At 72.9% G+C, this 19,979-nt stretch carries 18 protein-coding genes; 13 read left to right on the top strand and 5 right to left on the bottom strand.

Annotation, left to right across the window (positions count from 1 at the left end):
- Positions 1–8: 8 nt before the first annotated feature.
- Positions 9–719 carry a hypothetical protein gene (locus tag DFJ68_RS07945; protein WP_121032281.1) on the top strand — a complete coding sequence of 237 codons (711 nt, stop codon included), beginning with the start codon at positions 9–11 and terminating at the stop codon, positions 717–719.
- 133 nt (positions 720–852) lie between these two features.
- On the opposite strand, the gene DFJ68_RS07940 is transcribed toward DFJ68_RS07945, so the two are convergent.
- Both DFJ68_RS07940 and DFJ68_RS07935 read right to left on the bottom strand, forming a co-directional pair.
- Positions 853–1,749: an EamA family transporter gene (locus DFJ68_RS07940; protein WP_121032280.1), complete on the bottom strand. Its 897-nt coding sequence runs from the start codon at positions 1,747–1,749 to the stop codon at positions 853–855.
- Positions 1,746–2,630 carry a C40 family peptidase gene (locus DFJ68_RS07935; RefSeq protein WP_211333291.1) on the bottom strand — a complete coding sequence of 295 codons (885 nt, stop codon included), beginning with the start codon at positions 2,628–2,630 and terminating at the stop codon, positions 1,746–1,748. Before DFJ68_RS07935 ends, DFJ68_RS07940 begins: the two co-directional genes overlap by 4 nt.
- 99 nt (positions 2,631–2,729) lie before the next feature.
- On the opposite strand from DFJ68_RS07935, the gene DFJ68_RS07930 reads away from it, so the two are divergent.
- Entirely contained in the window at positions 2,730–3,095 is a 366-nt protein-coding gene (locus DFJ68_RS07930; protein ID WP_121032278.1) for a hypothetical protein, read from the top strand.
- Positions 3,096–3,137: 42 nt separating this feature from the next.
- Here the strand turns inward: DFJ68_RS07930 and DFJ68_RS07925 are convergent, their stop codons facing one another.
- Genes DFJ68_RS07925 through DFJ68_RS07915 form a run of 3 tightly spaced genes read right to left on the bottom strand, consistent with a single transcriptional unit; the run spans position 3,138 to position 6,569 of the window.
- On the bottom strand, positions 3,138–3,869 hold the full coding sequence (locus DFJ68_RS07925; RefSeq protein ID WP_121032277.1) for an MBL fold metallo-hydrolase: 732 nt from the start codon (positions 3,867–3,869) through the stop codon (positions 3,138–3,140).
- Complete coding sequence (locus tag DFJ68_RS07920) at positions 3,835–4,689, bottom strand: maleylpyruvate isomerase family mycothiol-dependent enzyme (RefSeq protein ID WP_147431530.1); 855 nt, start codon at positions 4,687–4,689, stop codon at positions 3,835–3,837. The genes DFJ68_RS07925 and DFJ68_RS07920 overlap by 35 nt, the downstream gene beginning before the upstream one ends.
- Entirely contained in the window at positions 4,686–6,569 is a 1,884-nt protein-coding gene (locus tag DFJ68_RS07915; protein WP_121032275.1) for a glycoside hydrolase family 15 protein, read from the bottom strand. Before DFJ68_RS07915 ends, DFJ68_RS07920 begins: the two co-directional genes overlap by 4 nt.
- Positions 6,570–6,664: 95 nt before the next feature.
- Here DFJ68_RS07915 and uvrA point away from each other — a divergent pair, with 95 nt between their 5' ends.
- The 11 genes from uvrA to DFJ68_RS07860 all read left to right on the top strand — a co-directional run bounded on the left by uvrA (position 6,665) and on the right by DFJ68_RS07860 (position 19,968).
- Positions 6,665–9,778, top strand: coding sequence for an excinuclease ABC subunit UvrA (uvrA, locus tag DFJ68_RS07910; RefSeq protein ID WP_170165855.1), 3,114 nt, complete (start codon positions 6,665–6,667; stop codon positions 9,776–9,778).
- Complete coding sequence (locus DFJ68_RS07905) at positions 9,775–10,356, top strand: Rieske (2Fe-2S) protein (protein ID WP_121032273.1); 582 nt, start codon at positions 9,775–9,777, stop codon at positions 10,354–10,356. The genes uvrA and DFJ68_RS07905 overlap by 4 nt, the downstream gene beginning before the upstream one ends.
- A gap of 156 nt (positions 10,357–10,512) precedes the next feature.
- Positions 10,513–12,660, top strand: a complete 2,148-nt coding sequence (gene uvrC / locus DFJ68_RS07900; RefSeq protein ID WP_121032272.1) for an excinuclease ABC subunit UvrC — start codon at positions 10,513–10,515, stop codon at positions 12,658–12,660.
- A 245-nt stretch (positions 12,661–12,905) separates the two neighbouring features.
- Positions 12,906–13,754: an RNase adapter RapZ gene (gene rapZ / locus DFJ68_RS07895; RefSeq protein WP_245963776.1), complete on the top strand. Its 849-nt coding sequence runs from the start codon at positions 12,906–12,908 to the stop codon at positions 13,752–13,754.
- Between the two features lie 3 nt (positions 13,755–13,757).
- Complete coding sequence (locus DFJ68_RS07890) at positions 13,758–14,735, top strand: gluconeogenesis factor YvcK family protein (RefSeq protein ID WP_245963532.1); 978 nt, start codon at positions 13,758–13,760, stop codon at positions 14,733–14,735.
- Positions 14,736–14,832: 97 nt separating this feature from the next.
- Positions 14,833–15,813: a DNA-binding protein WhiA gene (whiA, locus tag DFJ68_RS07885; RefSeq protein WP_121032271.1), complete on the top strand. Its 981-nt coding sequence runs from the start codon at positions 14,833–14,835 to the stop codon at positions 15,811–15,813.
- 229 nt (positions 15,814–16,042) lie between these two features.
- Positions 16,043–17,047 (top strand): type I glyceraldehyde-3-phosphate dehydrogenase, encoded by a 1,005-nt coding sequence (gene gap / locus DFJ68_RS07880; RefSeq protein ID WP_121032270.1) that lies wholly within the window; start codon positions 16,043–16,045, stop codon positions 17,045–17,047.
- Between the two features lie 127 nt (positions 17,048–17,174).
- A complete protein-coding gene (locus DFJ68_RS07875) occupies positions 17,175–18,413 on the top strand; it encodes a phosphoglycerate kinase (protein WP_121032269.1) in 1,239 nt (412 codons plus the stop codon).
- Entirely contained in the window at positions 18,413–19,231 is an 819-nt protein-coding gene (gene tpiA, locus DFJ68_RS07870; RefSeq protein WP_121032268.1) for a triose-phosphate isomerase, read from the top strand. The genes DFJ68_RS07875 and tpiA overlap by 1 nt, the downstream gene beginning before the upstream one ends.
- A 131-nt stretch (positions 19,232–19,362) precedes the next feature.
- Positions 19,363–19,608 (top strand): preprotein translocase subunit SecG, encoded by a 246-nt coding sequence (secG, locus tag DFJ68_RS07865; protein ID WP_121032267.1) that lies wholly within the window; start codon positions 19,363–19,365, stop codon positions 19,606–19,608.
- A 9-nt stretch (positions 19,609–19,617) separates the two neighbouring features.
- Complete coding sequence (locus DFJ68_RS07860; protein WP_121032266.1) at positions 19,618–19,968, top strand: RNA polymerase-binding protein RbpA; 351 nt, start codon at positions 19,618–19,620, stop codon at positions 19,966–19,968.
- The last annotated feature ends 11 nt before the right edge of the window (positions 19,969–19,979 follow it).

Below are 19,979 nucleotides of genomic sequence, written 5' to 3'. Positions count from 1 at the left end.
GTCCGGGCATGACGACCGCCGCCGCGACGCGCGAGCCCGCCGCCCCGCCCCTGTGGTCGACGGACCGCTGGCGCTGGGCCCTGCTCGCGGCCACGGCGCTGCTGCTCGCGGTCTTCCCGTTCGTCGCCACCGCGCCGGCGGCGCTCGGGGACCTCGACGACGCCGTCCGTGACGGGTCGGTGACCCGGGTGACCGTGACCGACCCCCTCGGCCCCGAGGCGAACGGCTTCGCGACCGCCCAGGTCACGTGGCGCGAGCACGGCGTCGCCCGTGCCGCGGAGGTGCGCCAGGTGAGCGACGCGACAACCGGCGGCACCGTGCTCAGCGACGGGACCGACCGCGCCACCGAGGTCGGCAGCGTCGTCGACCACCTCCGCGCCGTCCCCGGTGGCGAGTCGCTCGTCGTCGACGTCGTGGACCGCCACGGTGGGGCGTCGTTCGCCGGGTGGCAGGTCCCGACGTGGTTCATGACCGCCGCCCTCGTCGTCTGGCTGCTCACGCTGGCCCTCGTGGCCGGCCCCGAGCCGTGGCGGGGCACCAGGTGGGCGTGGTTCTGGTTCGTCTTCAGCCCGTTCTTCTTCGTGGCCGTGCCGGCCTTCCTGCTGCTCGGCGGTCGCCTGCCGTGGGGCGGCACCGAGCCTCGCGTCCGCCGGCTCACCGGTGGCAAGGCCTGGATCCTCGTCGTGCTGGCGACGGTCGTCCTCGACCCGCTGGGCTGAGCCTCCCCCGGCATCCGGTCACGTCGCGGGTCATGTCGCGCGGGGTGGGGTGAGGCCGTTGTGAGACGCGACCGACCCGGGTCGTGAAGGGTTCAGGCCCTCTGGAGGGCTCAGACCCTTCACCACCCACTTCTCAGCCGGCGCCGAGACCGCCGTCACCGGACGGGGGCGGCGACGACGAGGGGCGCACCTGCGAGCCCAGCACGATCATGCTCGCCGCCACGACGAGCAGCAGGCCGGCGAGCTGGCTGCCGCCGAGCACCTGGCCCAGCACGACGAGCCCGGCCACGGCCGCCACCGCCGGCTCGAGGCTCAGCAGCACCCCGAAGACCCTCTGCGACAGGTGCCGCAGGGCCATGAGCTCGAGCGAGTACGGCAGCACCGACGAGAGCACGGCGATGCCGACGCCGGTCGCGACGAGCGACCACGACCACGACCAGGAGCCGGCCGACGCCAGCCCGAACGGGGCGACGGCGACGGTCGAGACGAGCAGCGCCAGCGCCAGGCCGTCGACCCCGTCGAAGCTCGACCCCGTCCGCTGGCTGAGCACGATGTACATCGCCCACAGCACTCCCGCGAGCAGTCCCCAGCCGATGCCGACCCGGTCGAGGGTCGACCACGACGCGTCGAGCGCCCCGGAGACGAGCACCACCCCTCCGGCCGCGGCGAGCACGGCGACGAGGTCGAGGGCGCGCCGGCTGCGCACGGCGGCCAGCGTCAGCGGGCCGAGGAACTCGACCGTCACCGCGACCCCGATCGGCAGGTGGGCGAGCGAGCTGTAGAAGGCGGTGTTCATCGCGGCGAGGGTGAGGCCGAACGCGACGACGGTGCCCCACTCCGCCCGCGACCGGCCCCGCACCGACGGCCGCACGAGCAGGAGCAGCAGCACGCACGAGATGGCGAGGCGCAGGGTGACCGAGCCGGTCGCGCCGATGCGCGGGATGAGCGTGGTCGCGAGGGCGGCGCCGAACTGCACCGAGACGACTCCGCCGAGGACGAGCAGGGGAGCAGTGCGCGGGTCGGCCCTCACGGCCGGGGCAGGCGCCCGGCCGACACGAGGGTGTCCAGGCGGTCCTGCCCGAGCTGCTCCTCGACGAGCACCCCGCCGGTCTCCGAGGCGTGCACCATGCGGCCCGGCTCGACGACGATGCCGACGTGGTGCACCCCCTTGCCGGGGTGGGCGAAGAAGTAGAGGTCGCCGGGCCGCACGGCGTCGACCTCGACGGGTTCGGAGCCCTCCGCCTGGGCCGACGCGTCGCGCGGCACGACGAGGCCGAAGCGGCGCCACGTGTGGTGCACGAGGCCGGAGCAGTCGAGCCCGAGGGGGCTCAGCCCGCCCCAGAGGTAGGGCAGCCCGAGGTGCTCGCGGGCAAGGACGAGGGCGGGGTGGTCGACGTCGGTCGCCGGGTGGTCGGTGGCCGGGGGCGGGCCGGATGCCGTCTCGGACCAGTCGGGCACGTGCGTCAGGTGAGCGGTCGGCACCCACCCGGGGTAGCCGGCCGGGTCCTTGGGGGAGGGCTGCCACGGCGCGACGATGCGCGACCACGACACGGGCGCAACGGCATCCGTGCCCTCGGCCGACGACCCACGGGTGTCCGACACCGCGGGCCCGTCGACCTCGCGCTCCTCGACGACGAGGACGGGCTCGCCGGCCACGAGCTGCGTCTCGGCGCGCCCGTGCAGGCCGAGCCGGCCCCGTCCGTCGGGCTCGGCGTCGAGCGCGGCGAGCCACGCGGCGGCGTCGGGCTCGGCGCGCACGACGGGGGCGTCGACCGGGCGTGGGCTGTCGGGCGCGGACCACACCGTCGTGACGGGGACGCGCACGACCGCGTGGCGCCGTGACGAGGCCGGCGAGGACGACGAGGACGACGAGGCCGCGACGGGGGAGGACGGCGATGCTGCTGACGACACGACCGGCATCCTGTCACGCACGTATGAGGTTGCTCCGAACACCCTGCGAACGGCCTCTCGTCCCTTCCGTCGCAGGGGGGCCGGTCGTACCGTCGAGAGATGGACACGTACACGAGGAACGGGGTCGCTGCCGGCTCCGGGGCGCAGACGCTGACGGCACCGGTCGACGGCGTCACGGTCGAGAGCATCGACCCCCCACGCGGTCGCCGCTACGACGAGGACGGCGCGGTCGCCGACTTCACGGGGTACCTGCACGCCCCCGTCGGCTGGGACCGCGAGCGCGAGCTCGAGAAGTACTGGAACTCCGAGCACGAGTCACGTCTCGGGCTCGGGTTCTGCGTCGCCGGCAACCCACGCCGCCACTTCATGCTGCGCACGGTGCGCCACGACGCGGCGTGGGTGCGCGAGCAGCTCGAGCTCGCCATCGCGCACGTCGAGGCGACCCCGCGCCGTCGGGCCCACTGAGCCCCGAGGGCCCACGACGGGACCTGACCGCGCCGTCCCGACTCACCAGCCGCGGTCGCGCCACTCCTGCACGTGCGGGCGCTCGGCGCCGAGCGTCGAGTCGTCGCCGTGGCCCGGGTAGAACCACGTGTCGTCGTCGTAGACGTCGAACACGCGCGTGGTGACGTCCTCGATGAGCGAGTCGAACGACTGGCCCTCGTTCTTCGTGTTGCCGACTCCGCCCGGGAAGAGCGAGTCGCCGGTGAAGAGGTGCGTCCGCGCCGAACCGGTTGCCGCAGAACGGTGCTCGCGGTAGGCCAGCGCGATCGACCCGGGTGTGTGACCGCGCAGGTGCACGACGTCGAGCGTCACGTCGCCGAACGAGACGGTGTCGCCCTGCTCGACGCGACGGTCGACCGGCACCGGTAGCGCGTCGGCGTCGTCGGCCCCCGCGACCGTCGTCGCGCCGGTCGCCTCGACGAGCTCGGCCAGCGCGCGCACGTGGTCCCAGTGCTGGTGGGTCGTGACGATCGTGCCGAGGCCGTCGCCGCCCTCGGCGACGAGTGCACGCAGCCGGGCCGCGCCGTCGGCGGCGTCGACGAGCAGCTGCTCGCCGGTCGCGGTGCACGTGAGCAGGTAGACGTTGTTGTGCATCTCCGAGACGGCCAGCTTGCGCACGGTCAGCCCGGCGAGCTCGCGGACGTCGGCGGGGCCACCAGGCTCGACGTGCCCGGTGTAGGTGTCGTTGCTCGTCACGGGGTCACACTCCTGTCGGTGGGGCCGGGAGGGGGGCATCCGACCGGATGCCGTCGGGGCGCCCCCGCGTGAGCCACAGCAGCACGCCGGCGCGGCTGCCACGTACCCCGAGCGAGCCGTCGCCGACGACGTGGTCGTCGCCCTCGGTGGTGCGGATGCCGTAGGGCGGGGGGTCGTCTGTCTCGCGCAGTCGGCGCACGGTGGAGTCGAGCAGCAGCGCGGCCAGGTCGGGCGGGACGTGCTCGAAGCCGAAGCCGGCCTGCAGGTCGACGTGGTGCAGGACCAGCTCACGCAGTCGCAGGAAGGGCACGAGGTCGACGGAGATGTCGGGGCCGCCGGGCGTGCGGGGCACGGTCCTGCCGCGCTGCTCGGGCGGCAGCCCGGCGAGCCGCTCGAGGCGCGCCGAGAGGTCGTCGGCCGTGCGGCGCACGTCGTCGGCGAGGTCGGCCGCGCACCGACGGGCGCCCGCGTCGATCTCGGCGTCGCGCTCCTCGTCGGAGCGGTACATCGTGGCGTCGGTGCCGTCGAGGGCCGCGTCGACGACCCGGCTGAGCGCCTCGGCGTTGCGGGCCAGGTGCGAGAGGACGTGCCCGCGAGACCAGCCGTCGCACAGCGACGGGGCGAGCACGGCGTCGTTGCGCAGCGAGACGGCGGTGGCGACGACCCGGTCGGTCTCCGCGGCGACGTGCCTCGCGGTGACGTCGCGCAGGCGCAACACCGGCCCGGTGGTCGGCCCCGTCGGCGGGGTGGTCGGCGGGGTGGTCGGCGGGGTAGTCGGCGGGGTTCCCGGCGTCGCGGGGCCCGAGCCGGGCGACCCCTCGTCCTCGGAGCGCATCGTGTCGGGGGCGAGGTCGCTCATCGGTGGTCCTCCTGCGTGGCTCGGGCGTCGGCCTCGGCGAGCGCCAGGGCGGCGCCGACGAGGGTGAGGTGCGAGAAGGCCTGCGGGAAGTTGCCCACCATGCGGCCGCCGACGGGGTCGTACTCCTCGCTGAGCAGGCCGACGTCGTTGGTCAGGGCGACGAGGCGGTCCATCAACGTGGTCGCCTTGTCGCGCATACCCGCTCTGGCGTAGGCCTCGACGAGCCAGAACGAGCAGGCGAGGAAGGGGTGCTCGTCGCCCGACAGGCCGTCGACGCCGCTCTGGGTGCGGTACCGCAGGACGAGGCCGTCGCGCATGAGCTCGCGCTCGACGGCGGCGATGGTGCCGAGCATGCGCGGGTCGTCGCCCTCGACGATGCCGATCGCCGACAGTGTGAGCAGGGCCGCGTCGACCTCGTCGGTGTCGTAGTGCTGACGGAAGCTCTGCTTGCCCTCGTCGAAGCCCTTCGCCAGCACCTCGTCGCGGATGCGGTCGCGCAGCTCGCGCCACTCGTCGACGGGGCCGTCGAAGCCGTGCTGCTCGACCGCCCGGACGGCCCGGTCGAAGGCGGCCCACACCATGGCCCGCGAGTGCGTGAAGTGCCGCAGCGGGCCACGGATCTCCCAGAGCCCGTTGTCGGGCTCGTCCCAGTGCGTGACGAGGTTGTCGATGAGGGCCCGCTGGAGGTGCCACGTCTCGGTCGTCTCCTCGATGCCGCGGCTGCGGGCCTCGGCGAGGGCGATCATCACCTCGCCGAGCACGTCCGTCTGCCGCTGCGAGACGGCGGCGTTGCCGGTGCGCACGGGCGTCGAGCCGGCGTAGCCGGGCAGGTGGTCGAGGGTGCGCTCGGGCAGGTCGCGGCCGCCGTCGACGCGGTACATGATCTGCATGTCCTCCGGGTCGCCGGCCACGGCCCGCAGCAGCCAGCTGCGCCAGAGGCGGGGCTCGTCGACGTAGCCGCACCCGAGGAGGCTCTCGAGGGTGAGGGCCGCGTCGCGCAGCCAGCAGAAGCGGTAATCCCAGTTGCGCTCGCCGCCGAAGTCCTCGGGCAGCGACGTCGTCGGCGCCGCGACGATCCCGCCGGTGCGCCCGTGGCTCAGCACGCGCAGCACGAGGAGCGAGCGCGTGACGGCATCCTCGTAGGGTCCGTCGTACTGGCTGCGGGCGGCCCACTCCTGACTGCGCGCGACGGTGTCCTCGACGCGGTGGCCGACCTCGAGCATCGGCGGCACCGGGAGGTGGCTCTCGAACCACGTCGTCGAGAAGTGCAGGGTCTCGCCGGCCGCGACGTCGAACTCGTCGACGTGGTGACCGTCCTCCGGGTGGGGCAGGCGCGAGCCGCGCAGCACGAGCATGTCGGGCCCGGCGATGGCGCTGATGACCTCCGCCTCGGGCTTGTGGGTCAGGCCGGCGTGGCGCGAGACCCACGGGCGGGTCTTGCCGTAGCCGAAGCGCACGATCCACTCGTGCCGCAGGCGCACGGTGCCCGTCAGCCCCTCGACGAGGCGCACGAGGTCGGCGCGGCCGTCGCCGATCGGCATGAGATCGGTCACACGCACCGAGCCGGATGCCGTCTCGTGCACCGTCTCGAGGACGAAGGAGTTCCCGACGTAGCGGCGGGTGCTCGTGGCCTCGCCGACGGGGCCGAGCAGCCAGCGGCCGTGGTCGCGGTCACCGAGCAGGGCGGCGAAGCAGGCGTGCGAGTCGAAGCGTGGCAGGCACAGCCAGTCGACCGAACCCGCCCGGCTGACCAGCGCGGCCGTCGACAGGTCGCCGAGGACGGCGTACTCCTCGATGGGGGTGGAGGTGTGGCCGGCGGCGGGGTTGGGTGGGGCGGGGGCGACGCTGGCGGCGGGTGCGGTCGGCGGGGCGTCGCTCATGGTGCGCAGTATGCCGGTCGCAGGTGGGACGCGGGTGGGACGCGGGGGTGAGGCGACCCTCGGCGCGGACACGACTGTCGGAGGGCCCACCTAGCATTGGACGGGTGACTGCTTCGTCCCCCGGCACCTCCCATTCCCTCGTCGTCCGCGGCGCCCGTGAGCACAACCTCCGTGACATCTCCGTCGACCTCCCGCGCGACAGCCTCATCGTCTTCACCGGGCTCTCGGGGTCGGGCAAGTCGAGCCTGGCCTTCGACACGATCTTCGCCGAGGGGCAGCGGCGCTACGTCGAGTCGCTGTCCGCCTACGCCCGGCAGTTCCTCGGGCAGATGGACAAGCCCGACGTCGACTTCATCGAGGGGCTGTCACCGGCCGTCTCGATCGACCAGAAGTCGACCAACCGCAACCCCCGCTCGACGGTGGGCACCATCACCGAGGTCTACGACTACCTCCGCCTGCTCTTCGCCCGGGCGGGGCGGCCGCACTGCCCCGTGTGCGGCGAGCCCGTCACCCGGCAGACGCCGCAGCAGATCGTCGACCAGCTGCTGACGCTCGAGGACCGCACCCGCTTCCAGGTGCTGGCCCCCGTCGTGCAGGGCCGCAAGGGCGAGTTCGTCGACCTCTTCGCCGAGCTGCAGACCAAGGGCTTCTCGCGGGCCCGGGTCGACGGTGAGGTCGTCTCCCTCGCCGACGCGCCGAAGCTGGAGAAGCAGCGCAAGCACACCATCGAGGTCGTCGTCGACCGTCTCGTCGCCAAGGGCGACGACTCCGGCTCCAAGCGGCGCCTCACCGACTCGGTCGAGACCGCGCTCGGCCTGGCCGGGGGCATCGTCGTCGTCGACTTCGTCGACCGCGAGCAGGGCGACCCGACGCGCGAGCGCCGCTTCAGCGAGAAGATGGCGTGCCCGAACAACCACGCGCTCGGCATGGACGAGGTGCAGCCGCGGTCGTTCTCGTTCAACTCGCCGTTCGGCGCCTGCCCGGCCTGCACGGGCATCGGCGTCGAGCTCGAGGTCGACCCCGACCTCGTCGTGCCCGACGACGACCTGTCGCTCGCCGACGGCGCCATCGCGCCGTGGTCGCAGGGCTCCGGCTCGGCGGAGTACTTCCAGCGCGTCATGTCGGCGCTCGCCGACGACATGAAGTTCTCGATGGACACCCCGTGGCGCGCGCTGCCGGCCCGGGCCCGTGAGGCCCTGCTCCACGGGCAGGACTACAAGGTGCACGTCAAGTACCGCAACCGCTACGGGCGCGAGCGCTCGTACACGACCGGCTTCGAGGGGGTCGTGCCGTTCATCAAGCGGCGCCACTCCGAGACCGACTCCGAGTGGAGCCGCGAGCGCCACGAGGGGTTCATGCGCGAGGTGCCCTGCCCCGTCTGCAAGGGGGCGCGCCTCAAGCCCGAGTCCCTCGCCGTGCTCGTCGGTGACATGAACATCTCGCAGGTCTGCGCCCTGTCGATCGACGAGGCGGCCGGCTTCCTCGACACCGTCGACTTCACCGCCCGCGAGCGCCAGATCGCCGAGGGCGTCATCAAGGAGATCGACGCCCGCCTCGGCTTCCTGCTCGACGTCGGCCTCGACTACCTCTCGCTCGACCGGGCCGCCGCGACGCTGTCCGGCGGCGAGGCGCAGCGGATCCGCCTGGCCACCCAGATCGGCTCGGGCCTCGTCGGGGTGCTCTACGTGCTCGACGAGCCGTCGATCGGCCTGCACCAGCGCGACAACCACCGGCTCATCGAGACGCTCGTGCGCCTGCGCGACCTCGGCAACACCCTCATCGTCGTCGAGCACGACGAGGACACCATCGCCCAGGCCGACTGGGTCGTCGACATCGGCCCCGGCGCCGGTGAGCACGGCGGCCACGTCGTGCACTCCGGCCCGGTCAAGGGCCTGCTCGAGCACCCCGACTCGCTCACGGGCCAGTACCTGTCCGGCCGACGCGAGATCGCCGTCCCGACCGAGCGCCGCACGCACGACGGCCGCGAGCTGACGGTGTCGGGGGCCCGCGAGAACAACCTCAAGAACGTCTCCGTCACCTTCCCCCTCGGCAACCTCGTCGCCGTCACCGGCGTGTCCGGCTCCGGCAAGTCGACGCTCGTCAACGACATCCTCTACACGGTGCTGGCCAACAAGCTCAACGGCGCCCGCAAGGTGCCGGGCCGGCACAAGAGCGTCTCCGGCCTCGACGAGCTCGACAAGGTGGTGCACGTCGACCAGAGCCCGATCGGGCGCACACCCCGATCGAACCCGGCGACCTACACCGGCGTCTTCGACAACATGCGCAAGCTGTTCGCCGAGACGACCGAGGCCAAGGTGCGGGGCTACCAGCCCGGCCGGTTCTCGTTCAACGTCAAGGGCGGTCGCTGCGACGCGTGCTCGGGCGACGGCACCATCAAGATCGAGATGAACTTCCTGCCCGACGTGTACGTCCCCTGCGAGGTGTGCCACGGGGCGCGGTACAACCGCGAGACCCTCGAGGTGCACTTCAAGGGCAAGACGATCAGCGACGTGCTCGACATGCCGATCGAGGAGGCCGCCGACTTCTTCGAGGCGGTCCCCGCCATCGCGCGGCACCTGCGCACGCTCGTCGACGTCGGCCTCGGCTACGTCCGCCTCGGGCAGCCCGCCCCGACGCTCTCCGGCGGCGAGGCGCAGCGCGTCAAGCTCGCCAGCGAGCTGCAGAAGCGGTCGTCCGGGCGCACCGTGTACGTCCTCGACGAGCCGACCACCGGTCTGCACTTCGAGGACATCCGCAAGCTGCTCCAGGTGCTCCAGGGGCTCGTCGACAAGGGCAACACCGTCATCGTCATCGAGCACAACCTCGACGTCATCAAGAACGCCGACTGGATCATCGACATGGGCCCCGAGGGCGGTTCCGGCGGTGGCAAGGTCATCGCCACCGGTACCCCGGAGGACGTCGCCGAGGTGGAGGCCAGCCACACCGGCCGCTTCCTCAAGCCCGTGCTCGAGCGCACCGCCCGCTCCACCTCGCGGGCCCGCACCCGGGCCCGCGGCGACTCCAAGGCCGTCGGCAGTGCACGGCGCTCACAGGCTGCTGACACGGCATCCTCAGCGCGCTCGCGCAGCATCGACGGCAAGGGTCGCGCGACCGCCGCTCCCAAGACGGCCGCGGCCCGCAAGACCTCGCCGAGCACGACCGTGCGCAAGGCGACGAAGGCCACGACGACCCGAAAGGGAAAGCCATGACCCATCCCCAGCCCGACCCCACGAACCCCGCCGCCCGCCCGACGGCCGAAGACGTCCCCGAGACGGTGTCGCCCGCCCTCGCGGCACGCCTGACCGACCGCCGCAACGTCCTCCGCGTCGCGACGGTGGTCGCGGGCGCCGGTGCCCTCGCCGCGTGCAGCAGCCCGCCCGTCCAGCCCGAGGCCGGGCAGGCCGCCGGGGGCGCCTCGAGCGCGCCGAGCAGCTCGACGTCCGCCAGCACCCCGGCCGAGACGAGCACGTCGACCTCCAGCGCCGCGAGCTCGTCGTCGGCCGCGGGTGGCACCGCCACCTCCGAGGTGCCCGTGGGCGGTGGCACGATCTACACCGACACGAAGACGGTGGTGACGCAGCCGACCGCCGGCACCTTCAAGGCGTTCGACACGACGTGCCCGCACCAGGGGTGCCCCGTCACGAAGGTCGCCGACGGCCGCATCGACTGCCCCTGCCACGGCAGCCAGTTCGACATCTCCACCGGCGACCGCGTGGCCGGCCCCGCGCCGAAGGGCCTGACGCCCAAGCAGATCACCGTCACCGGCGACACCTTCACCGTCGCCTGACGTGACGGGATGCCGGGGGCGCGCCTCCCGGCATCCGGTCGGCCCGTCGCCCGGGGTCCGACCCCGTGACGACGGCTGGGGCTCTGGGGCTGCCGACCGCGCGACAGCGGCGTCGGCGGTGTCAAGGGTGTCGGTGGGGCGGCTTAGGCTGAGGACGTGGCAGACCCGAGGACCTACCGACCGAGACCGGGGGAGATCCCCAACGACCCGGGGGTCTACCGGTTCCGCGACGCGCACGGCCGGGTCATCTACGTCGGCAAGGCGAAATCCCTTCGCCCGCGGCTGTCCTCGTACTTCCAGGACATCACCGCCCTGCACCCGCGCACCGCCACGATGGTGACGACGGCGGCCTCCGTCGAGTGGACCGTCGTGCGCACCGAGGTCGAGGCGCTCCAGCTCGAGTACTCCTGGATCAAGGAGTTCGACCCCCGGTTCAACGTCAAGTACCGCGACGACAAGAGCTACCCGTTCCTCGCCGTGACGATGGGGGAGGAGTACCCCCGCGCGCAGGTCATGCGCGGCGCGAAACGCAAGGGCACCCGCTACTTCGGGCCCTACGGCCACGCCTGGGCCATCCGCGAGACCCTCGACCTGCTGCTGCGCGTCTTCCCAGTGCGCACGTGCTCGTCGGGCGTGTTCCGGCGCGCCGCCGCCAGCGGCCGGCCCTGCCTGCTCGGCTACATCGACAAGTGCTCCGCCCCGTGCGTCGGCCGGGTGTCGGCCGACGAGCACCGCGCCATCGCCGAGGACTTCTGCGACTTCATGGGCGGCAACACCGCCCGCTTCGTCAAGCGCTTCGAGACCCGCATGCGCGAGGCCGCCTCCGAGCTCGACTTCGAGACCGCGGCGCGGCTGCGCGACGACATCGGGGCGCTGAGCAAGGCCCTCGAGAAGCAGGCCGTCGTGCTCGCCGACGCCACCGACGCCGACGTCTTCGCCCTCGCCGACGACGAGCTCGAGGCGGCGGTGCAGGTCTTCCACGTCAGAGGCGGGCGCATCCGCGGCCAGCGGGGCTGGGTCGTGGAGAAGGAGAGCGAGGACCTCCCGCAGCTCGTCGAGCACCTCCTGCTCCAGGTCTACGGCGACGCCGACCGCGACTCGGTGCCCCGCGAGGTGCTCGTCCCCACCCTGCCGGTCGACCCCGACTCGGTGGGGGAGTGGCTCTCGTCGGTCCGGGGCTCGGCCGTCAGCGTGCGCGTGCCGCAGCGGGGCGACAAGCGCACCCTCATGGAGACGGTGCGGCGCAACGCCGACCAGTCCCTGGCCCGCCACAAGGTGGCCCGGGCCGGTGACCTCACCCTGCGCAGCAAGGCCCTGCAGGAGCTGCAGGAGTACCTCGACCTCGACGAGGCGCCCCTGCGCATCGAGTGCTACGACGTCAGCCACGTGCAGGGCACCAACGTCGTGGCGAGCATGGTCGTCTTCGAGGACGGCCTCGCCCGCAAGAGCGAGTACCGACGCTTCATCGTGCGCGGCACGCAGGTCGGCGGCGAGCCCGTCACGCCCGCCGGGCGAGGTGTCGTCGTCGACGGCGAGGTCACCGTCGACGACACCGCCGCCATGCGCGAGGTGCTGACCCGTCGCTTCCGCCGCTACCTCGAGGATGCCGAGGGGGCCGGCGACCTCGACCTGTCGACCGGGGTGGTGGGCGAGTCGACCCCCGTCGTCCCCGTCGGCGCCGGCCTCCCCGGTGGTCCGGTGAACGGCAGCGGGGCGCCCGAGGGCCGCGGTGACGACAGCCGTGACGGGGGCGACGACGAGGACGGGCCGTCGGCCGGGGGCCCGATCGACCCCGAGACGGGGCGCCCGCGCCGGTTTGCCTACCCCCCGAGCCTCGTCGTCGTCGACGGCGGCCTACCGCAGGTCAACGCGGCCCAGGCCGTGCTCGACGAGCTCGGCATCGAGGAGGTCGCCCTCGTCGGCCTGGCCAAGCGGCTCGAGGAGGTCTGGCTGCCGCGCCAGGAGCACCCCGTCATCCTCCCGCGCACGAGCGAGGGCCTCTACCTGCTCCAGCGTCTGCGCGACGAGGCCCACCGCTTCGCCATCACGTTCCACCGCCAGCGCCGCAGCAAGGCCATGACGACGTCCCAGCTCGACGGCATCCCGGGCCTCGGCGCCACCCGGCAGAAGGCGCTGCTCAAGCACTTCGGCTCGGTCAAGCGCCTGCGGCAGGCGGACGCCGGTGCGATCACGGAGGTACCGGGGATCGGCCCGTCGCTTGCGTCCGTCATCGTCAGCCACTTGGCTGAAGGGGCACCCCAGGAGCCAGCCGTGAACCTCACGACGGGAGAAGTGCTCGAATGACGAGCCAGCACGACGAGACCGACGCCCACCCCGGACCGTCCGACCCTGCGTCAGGCCCCGTGCCCGACGCCGCGTCCGACGCCGCGCCCGACGCCGTGCCCGACGCGGTGCCCGACGGGCCGGCCGAGCGGGCGGAGGACGGCGGCATGCAGCCCGACGGCCCCCAGGTCGACCGCCCGTCCCGGGGCGACCGACGCCGGTCGTCGACCCGGCTCGACGAGGCACCGCTCGTCATCGTCACCGGCATGAGCGGCGCGGGCCGCAGCACGACGGCCAACGTCCTCGAGGACCTCGGCTGGCTCGTCGTCGACAACCTGCCGCCGCAGCTGCTCGCCAACCTCGCCGACCTGCGCGACGCCGCCCTCGGGCGCCACCCCGAGGCGGCCAGCCAGCACGTCGCGGTCGTCGTCGACGTCCGCTCCCGGGTGTGGTTCCAGGAGCTCGACGACGCCATCGACGCCGCCCGCGACCGAGGTCTGCGCCCGAGCCTGCTCTTCCTCGACTCGACCGACGAGGCCCTCGTCCGCCGCTTCGAGAGCGTGCGGCGCCCGCACCCGCTGCAGGGCGGTGGAAGGTTGCTCGACGGGATCCAGCGGGAGCGGCAGATGCTGCTCGACCTGCGGTCCCGCTCCGACGTCGTCATCGACACGTCCGGCCTCAACGTGCACCAGCTGAGCGCCAAGCTGTCGTCGCTCTTCACCGGCGACAGCCGCTCGCAGCTGCGCATGGCCGTCATGTCGTTCGGGTTCAAGTACGGCCTGCCCCTCGATGCCGACGTCGTCTTCGACATGCGCTTCCTGCCCAACCCGTTCTGGGTGCCCGAGCTGCGTCCGCTCACCGGTCGAGACGGCCCGGTCGCCGAGTTCGTCATGGCGCAGGAGGGGGCCGAGGAGTTCCTCGACCGCTCCGAGCAGCTGCTGCGCACGATGATCGGCGGGTACGTCCGCGAGGGCCGGCGCTACGTCACCGTCGCCGTGGGCTGCACCGGCGGCAAGCACCGGTCGGTGGCCACCGCCGACGCGCTGAGCGCGCGTCTCGACGCCCTCGACGGGGTCGACACGTTCACGGTGCACCGCGACCTCGGGCGCGAGTAGCCGGTGGCCGCCCCCACCCCGCCGACGCTGCTCGCGTCCACGCCCCGTCACCGTCGCGTCGTCGCGCTCGGCGGCGGCCACGGCCTGGCCGCGGCACTCACCGCCCTGCGCCTGCTCACCGACGCGGTGACCGCGGTCGTCACCGTGGCCGACGACGGCGGCTCGAGCGGGCGCCTGCGACAGGAGTTCGACGTCCTGCCCCCGGGTGACCTGCGCATGGCGCTGTCGGCGCTGTGCGACGACAGCGACTGGGGCCGCACCTGGCGCGACGTGCTGCAGCACCGGTTCGACGGCACCGGCGAGCTGCAGGGCCACGCCCTCGGCAACCTCATGATCGTCTCGATCTGGGAGCTGCTCGGCGACACCGTCGCCGGGCTCGACCTCGTCGGCCGCCTGCTCGGCGCCCGCGGCCGGGTGCTGCCCATGGCCGGCGAGCCCCTCGAGATCGTCGCCGAGATCGTCGGCCACGAACCCGACCGGCCCGACGACCGCAGCACCGTGCACGGCCAGCACCTCGTCGCCTCCACCCGCGGGCGGGTCGAGAGCATCGGGATCGTGCCGACCTGCCCCCGGCCCTGCCCCGAGGCGCTGACCGCCGTGGCCGAGGCCGACTGGGTGATGCTCGGGCCCGGCTCGTGGTTCACCTCCGTCATGCCGCACCTGCTCGTGCCCGACCTCGTCGACGCCCTCACCGCCACCCCGGCCCGGCGGCTGCTCAACCTCAACCTTGAGGTGCACAAGGGCGAGACCCGCGACTTCCGGGCCGTCGACCACCTCGCGTCGTTCCACCGCCACGCGCCCGACCTGCGCCTCGACGTCGTCCTGGCCGACCCGACGGTCGTCGACGACGAGCGCGGGCTGCGTTCCGCCGCAGCCGATCTCGGCGCCGAGCTCAGCATCGCGCCGGTGGCCGAACGGCGTCGTCCGGGTGTGCACGACTCGCTCCGGCTCGCCGCGGCGCTGCGCGACGTCATCGGCTGAGCCCGCCACCCGGCATCCGCGGCCTACCACAGGCTCCCGGCCACCGGCTCTCCGGCGCGCGGGCGGGAGCGGGCCGAGCCAGTGGCAGGATGTCGCCATGGCGATGACAGCGAAGGTGAAGGACGAGCTCTCCCGTCTCGACGTGACGAAGCCGTGCTGTCGCAAGGCCGAGGTGTCCACCATGCTGCGCTTCGCCGGCGGGCTGCACATGATCGGCGGCCAGATCGTCGTCGAGGCCGAGCTCGACACCGCGAACGCCGCGCGTCGCCTGCGTCGCAACATCGCCGAGGTCTACGGCCATCGCAGCGACGTCCTCGTGCTGGCCGCCGGCGGGCTGCGCCGCGGCTCGCGCTACGTCGTGCGCGTCGTCGAGGACGGCGCCACCCTCGCCCGCCAGACGGGGCTCGTCGACACCCGGGGTCGGCCCGTGCGCGGCCTGCCGCCCAAGGTCGTCAGCGCCGCGGCGTGCGACTCGGAGGCCGCGTGGCGCGGCGCCTTCCTCGCCCACGGCTCGCTCACGGAGCCGGGCCGCTCGTCGTCCCTCGAGATCACCTGCCCGGGGCCCGAGGCCGCCCTCGCCCTCGTCGGGGCCGCCCGCCGCCTCGGCATCCCGGCCAAGGCGCGCGAGGTGCGCGGGGTCGACCGCGTCGTCATCCGCGACGGCGACGCCATCGGGGCGATGCTCACCCGCCTCGGCGCCCACGACGCCGTCATGGCGTGGGAGGAGCGCCGCATGCGCCGTGAGGTGCGCGCGACCGCGAACCGCCTGGCCAACTTCGACGACGCCAACCTGCGCCGCTCGGCTCGGGCCGCCGTCGCCGCCGGGGCCCGCGTCGAGCGGGCGATGGAGATCCTCGGCGACGAGATCCCCGACCACCTGCGCGAGGCCGGGGTGCTGCGCGTCGAGCACAAGCAGGCCAGCCTCGAGGAGCTCGGCCAGCTGGCGCAGCCGCCGATGACGAAGGACGCCGTCGCCGGCCGCATCCGTCGCCTGCTCGCCATGGCCGACAAGCGTGCCGAGGAGCTCGGGCTGGCCGGCACCGACGCCAACCTCACGCCCGAGATGCTCGACAGCTGACCGCTCCGGCGGGCCCCGACGAGGGGCCCGACCAAGGGCCCCAGCCGGGGTCCGGCCACCGCCTGAGACCGGGATCACACCCCCCGGGACGACGGGCTAGGGTGGTTTCGGTTGGCCGCAACGAGGCGACTGACCGGGCGTGCCCGCGTGGCGTCGGCCGGTCCGTCAACCACGCACATGATCCCGTAGTGCAGTCCACACCAGTCCCACCCCGAAGAGGTGCACAGCAGTGACCGTTCGCGTAGGCATCAACGGCTTCGGCCGCATCGGCCGCAACTTCTTCCGCGCCGTCGTGGCGTCCGGAGCCGACATCGAGGTCGTGGCCACCAACGACCTGATGGACAACAAGACCCTCGCCCACCTGCTCAAGTACGACTCGATCCTCGGTCGCTTCCCCGGCGAGGTCACCTACGACGACACCTCGATCGTGGTCGACGGCAAGGCCATCCGCGTCTTCGAGGAGCGCGACCCGGCGAACATCGACTGGACCGGCGTGGGCGCCGACGTCGTCGTCGAGTCGACCGGCTTCTTCACCGACGCGCAGAAGGCCAAGGCCCACATCGACGGTGGCGCCAAGAAGGTCATCATCTCCGCCCCGGCGAAGAACGAGGACATCACCATCGTCATGGGCGTCAACGACTCCTTGTACGACCCCGCGCAGCACACGATCATCAGCAACGCCTCGTGCACGACGAACTGTCTCGCCCCGATGGCCAAGGTGCTGAACGACGAGTTCGGCATCGTCAAGGGCCTCATGACGACGATCCACGCGTACACGCAGGACCAGAACCTGCAGGACGCCCCGCACAAGGACCTCCGTCGCGCCCGCGCCGCGGCCCTCAACATCGTGCCGACGACGACCGGTGCGGCCAAGGCCGTCTCGCTCGTGCTGCCCGAGCTCAAGGGCCGCCTCGACGGCTACGCCCTCCGCGTCCCGGTGCCCACCGGCTCCGCCACCGACCTCACCTTCGAGGCCGGCCGCGAGACCACCGTCGAGGAGGTCAACGCCGCGGTCAAGGCCGCCGCCGAGGGCCCGCTCAAGGGCTACCTCGTCTACACCGAGGACGAGATCGTCAGCAAGGACATCGAGACCGACCCGGCCTCGTGCATCTTCGACGCCGGCCTCACCAAGGTCATCGGCAACCAGGTCAAGGTCGTCGGCTGGTACGACAACGAGTGGGGCTACTCCAACCGCCTCGTCGACCTCGTCAAGCTCGTCGGCGCGAAGCTCTGACGTCCCCGGTCACCGCCCCCGCCCGGGGGCGGTGACCAGCGTGCCCGCCCGCCGGGCCACCCGGCATCCGGGCCACCCGGCATCCGGGTGCACCACCGACCGACCCCACCTCCGAAGGGCCTTATCCGTGAAGACGATCGCCGACCTCGGTGACCTGCGCGGCAAGCGCGTGCTCGTGCGTTCCGACCTCAACGTGCCGCTCGACGGCCAGAGCATCACCGACGACGGACGCATCAGGGCGTCCGCGCCGACGATCACGATGCTGTCGCAGATGGGGGCGCGCGTCGTCGTCTGCGCCCACCTCGGCCGCCCCAAGGGCGAGCCCGAAGCGAAGTACTCCCTCGCCCCGGTCGCCCGGCGCCTGAGCGAGATCGTCAACACGCCGGTCGCCTTCGCGGAGGACACCGTCGGGCCCGCCGCCGAGGTTGCCGTGGCGGCGCTCGAGGACGGCGACGTGCTGCTGCTCGAGAACCTCCGCTTCAACAAGGGCGAGACGGGCAAGACGGATGCCGAGCGGGCCGAGTTCGCCGGCCGCCTCGCCGCCCTCGCCGACGTCTTCGTCTCCGACGGGTTCGGGGTCGTGCACCGCGAGCAGGCGTCGGTCTACGACGTCGCCAAGCTGCTGCCGCACGCGACGGGCGGTCTCGTCGAGTCCGAGGTCAACGTGCTGCGTCGCCTCACCGCCGAGCCGGAGCGGCCCTACGCGGTCGTGCTCGGCGGCGCGAAGGTCAGCGACAAGCTCGGCGTCATCGGCAACCTGCTCGGCACCGCCGACCGCCTCCTCGTCGGCGGCGGCATGGTCTTCACCTTCCTCGCCGCCCAGGGGCATGAGGTCGGCACGAGCCTGCTCGAGGCCGACCAGGTCGACACCGTCAAGGGCTACCTCGAGCGCGCCGAGAAGGAGGGCGTCGAGATCGTCCTCCCCGTCGACGTCGTCGCCGCGGACTCCTTCAGCGCCGACGCCGCCCACGACGTCGTGGCCGCCGACGCCATCCCGGCCGACCGCATGGGCCTCGACATCGGCCCGCGGTCGAACGAGCTGTTCGCCGAGAAGCTCGCCGACTGCCGCACCGTCTTCTGGAACGGCCCCATGGGCGCGTTCGAGATGGAGCCCTTCGCCGAGGGCACCCGGGCCCTGGCCAAGACCCTCGCCGACATCACGGCCGGTGGCGCCCTCACCGTCGTCGGTGGCGGCGACTCCGCCGCGGCCGTGCGCCAGCTCGGCTTCGACGACTCACAGTTCGGGCACATCTCGACCGGCGGTGGTGCGAGCCTCGAGTACCTCGAGGGCAAGGAGCTGCCCGGGCTCACCGTGCTCGACTCGGACGAGGTCTCCGACGAGGTCTCGGACGGGAAGGACGCCTGATGGCCGCCCGCACCCAGACGGCCCCCGCGGGTCGCGTGCCGCTCATGGCCGGCAACTGGAAGATGAACCTCGACCACCTCCAGGGCACCCACCTCGTGCAGAAGCTCGACTGGACCCTCAAGGACGCGAAGCACGACCACGCGGCCGTCGAGGTCGCGGTGCTCCCGCCGTTCACGGACCTGCGCTCGGTGCAGACCCTCGTCGAGGGCGACCAGCTCGAGCTCAAGTACGGCGCGCAGGACCTCTCGCCGCACACCTCCGGTGCCTACACCGGTGACATCTCCGGCGCGTTCCTCGCCAAGCTCGGCTGCACCTACGTCGCCGTGGGCCACAGCGAGCGTCGCGACGGTCACGGTGAGACCGACGAGGTCGTCGCGGCCAAGGTCAAGGCCGCCTACGCCCACGGGCTGACCCCGATCCTCTGCTGCGGCGAGGGCCTCGAGGTGCGCCGCGAGGGCGGTCAGGTGGCGCACGTCGTGGCCCAGCTGCGGGCCGCGCTCGACGGCGTCACGCCGGAGCAGGCGGCGTCCGTCGTCATCGCCTACGAGCCCATCTGGGCCATCGGCACCGGCGAGGTCGCCACCCCCGACGACGCCCAGGAGGTGTGTGCGGCCATCCGCAGCCTCCTGGCCGAGCTCTACGGCGCCGACATCGCCGACGGGGTCCGCGTGCTCTACGGCGGCAGCGTCAAGGCGAACAACGTGGCCGCGATCATGGCGCAGGAGGACGTCGACGGGGCCCTCGTCGGTGGGGCCTCCATCGACCCGGCGGAGTTCGCGAGCATCTGCCGCTACCGCGACCACCTCGCCACGAGCTGACCCCCCGCGGGCGACCGTGTCGACGAGTTCCGCGCTGTCGCCCGTAGCGGGTATCCTGACCCGAGCCCGTCGACCGGGGTGACCCGGTGACCGGCTGACGACGAGACGACCGACGATTTGGAGTGACCCGCGTGGACGTGGTTCGCATCGTGCTGCAGGTCCTGCTGGTGCTGTCCAGCGGCGTCCTGACGCTGTTCATCCTGCTGCACAAGGGCAAGGGCGGTGGCCTCTCCGACATGTTCGGCGGCGGCATGTCGACCTCCCTGGGCGGGTCGTCGGTCGCCGAGCGCAACCTCGACCGGTTCACGGTCGCCGTCGCCGTCGTGTGGGCGGCCGCCATCATCGGACTGGGCCTGCTGGCCCGTTTCGCGAGCTGAGGAGACGACATGGCCAGCGGTAACGCCATCCGTGGCAGCCGGGTCGGTGCCGGCCCGATGGGGGAGGCCGAGCGTGGCGACACCGCCCCGCGCGTGCACATCTCCTACTGGTGCAGCAACGGGCACGAGACGCGCCCCAGCTTCGCCGAGGAGCCCGGCATGGTGCTCCCCGAGACCTGGGACTGCCCCCGCTGCGGCCTGCCCGCCGGTCAGGACCAGAAGAACCCCCCGGCGGCACCGAAGGTCGAGCCCTACAAGACGCACCTGGCCTACGTGAAGGAGCGGCGCAGCGACGCCGACGGTGCGGCCATCCTCGACGAGGCGCTCAGCACGCTCCGCGACCGCGGCCTCATCAAGTAACGCGCCCGCTC

The sequence above is a fragment of the Terracoccus luteus genome, assembly GCF_003635045.1.
In the GTDB taxonomy this organism is placed as follows: Bacteria; Actinomycetota; Actinomycetes; order Actinomycetales; family Dermatophilaceae; genus Terracoccus; species Terracoccus luteus.
The sequence above is the reverse complement of the archived record's forward strand: the minus strand, read 5'-3'. Positions and strand labels throughout refer to the sequence as shown.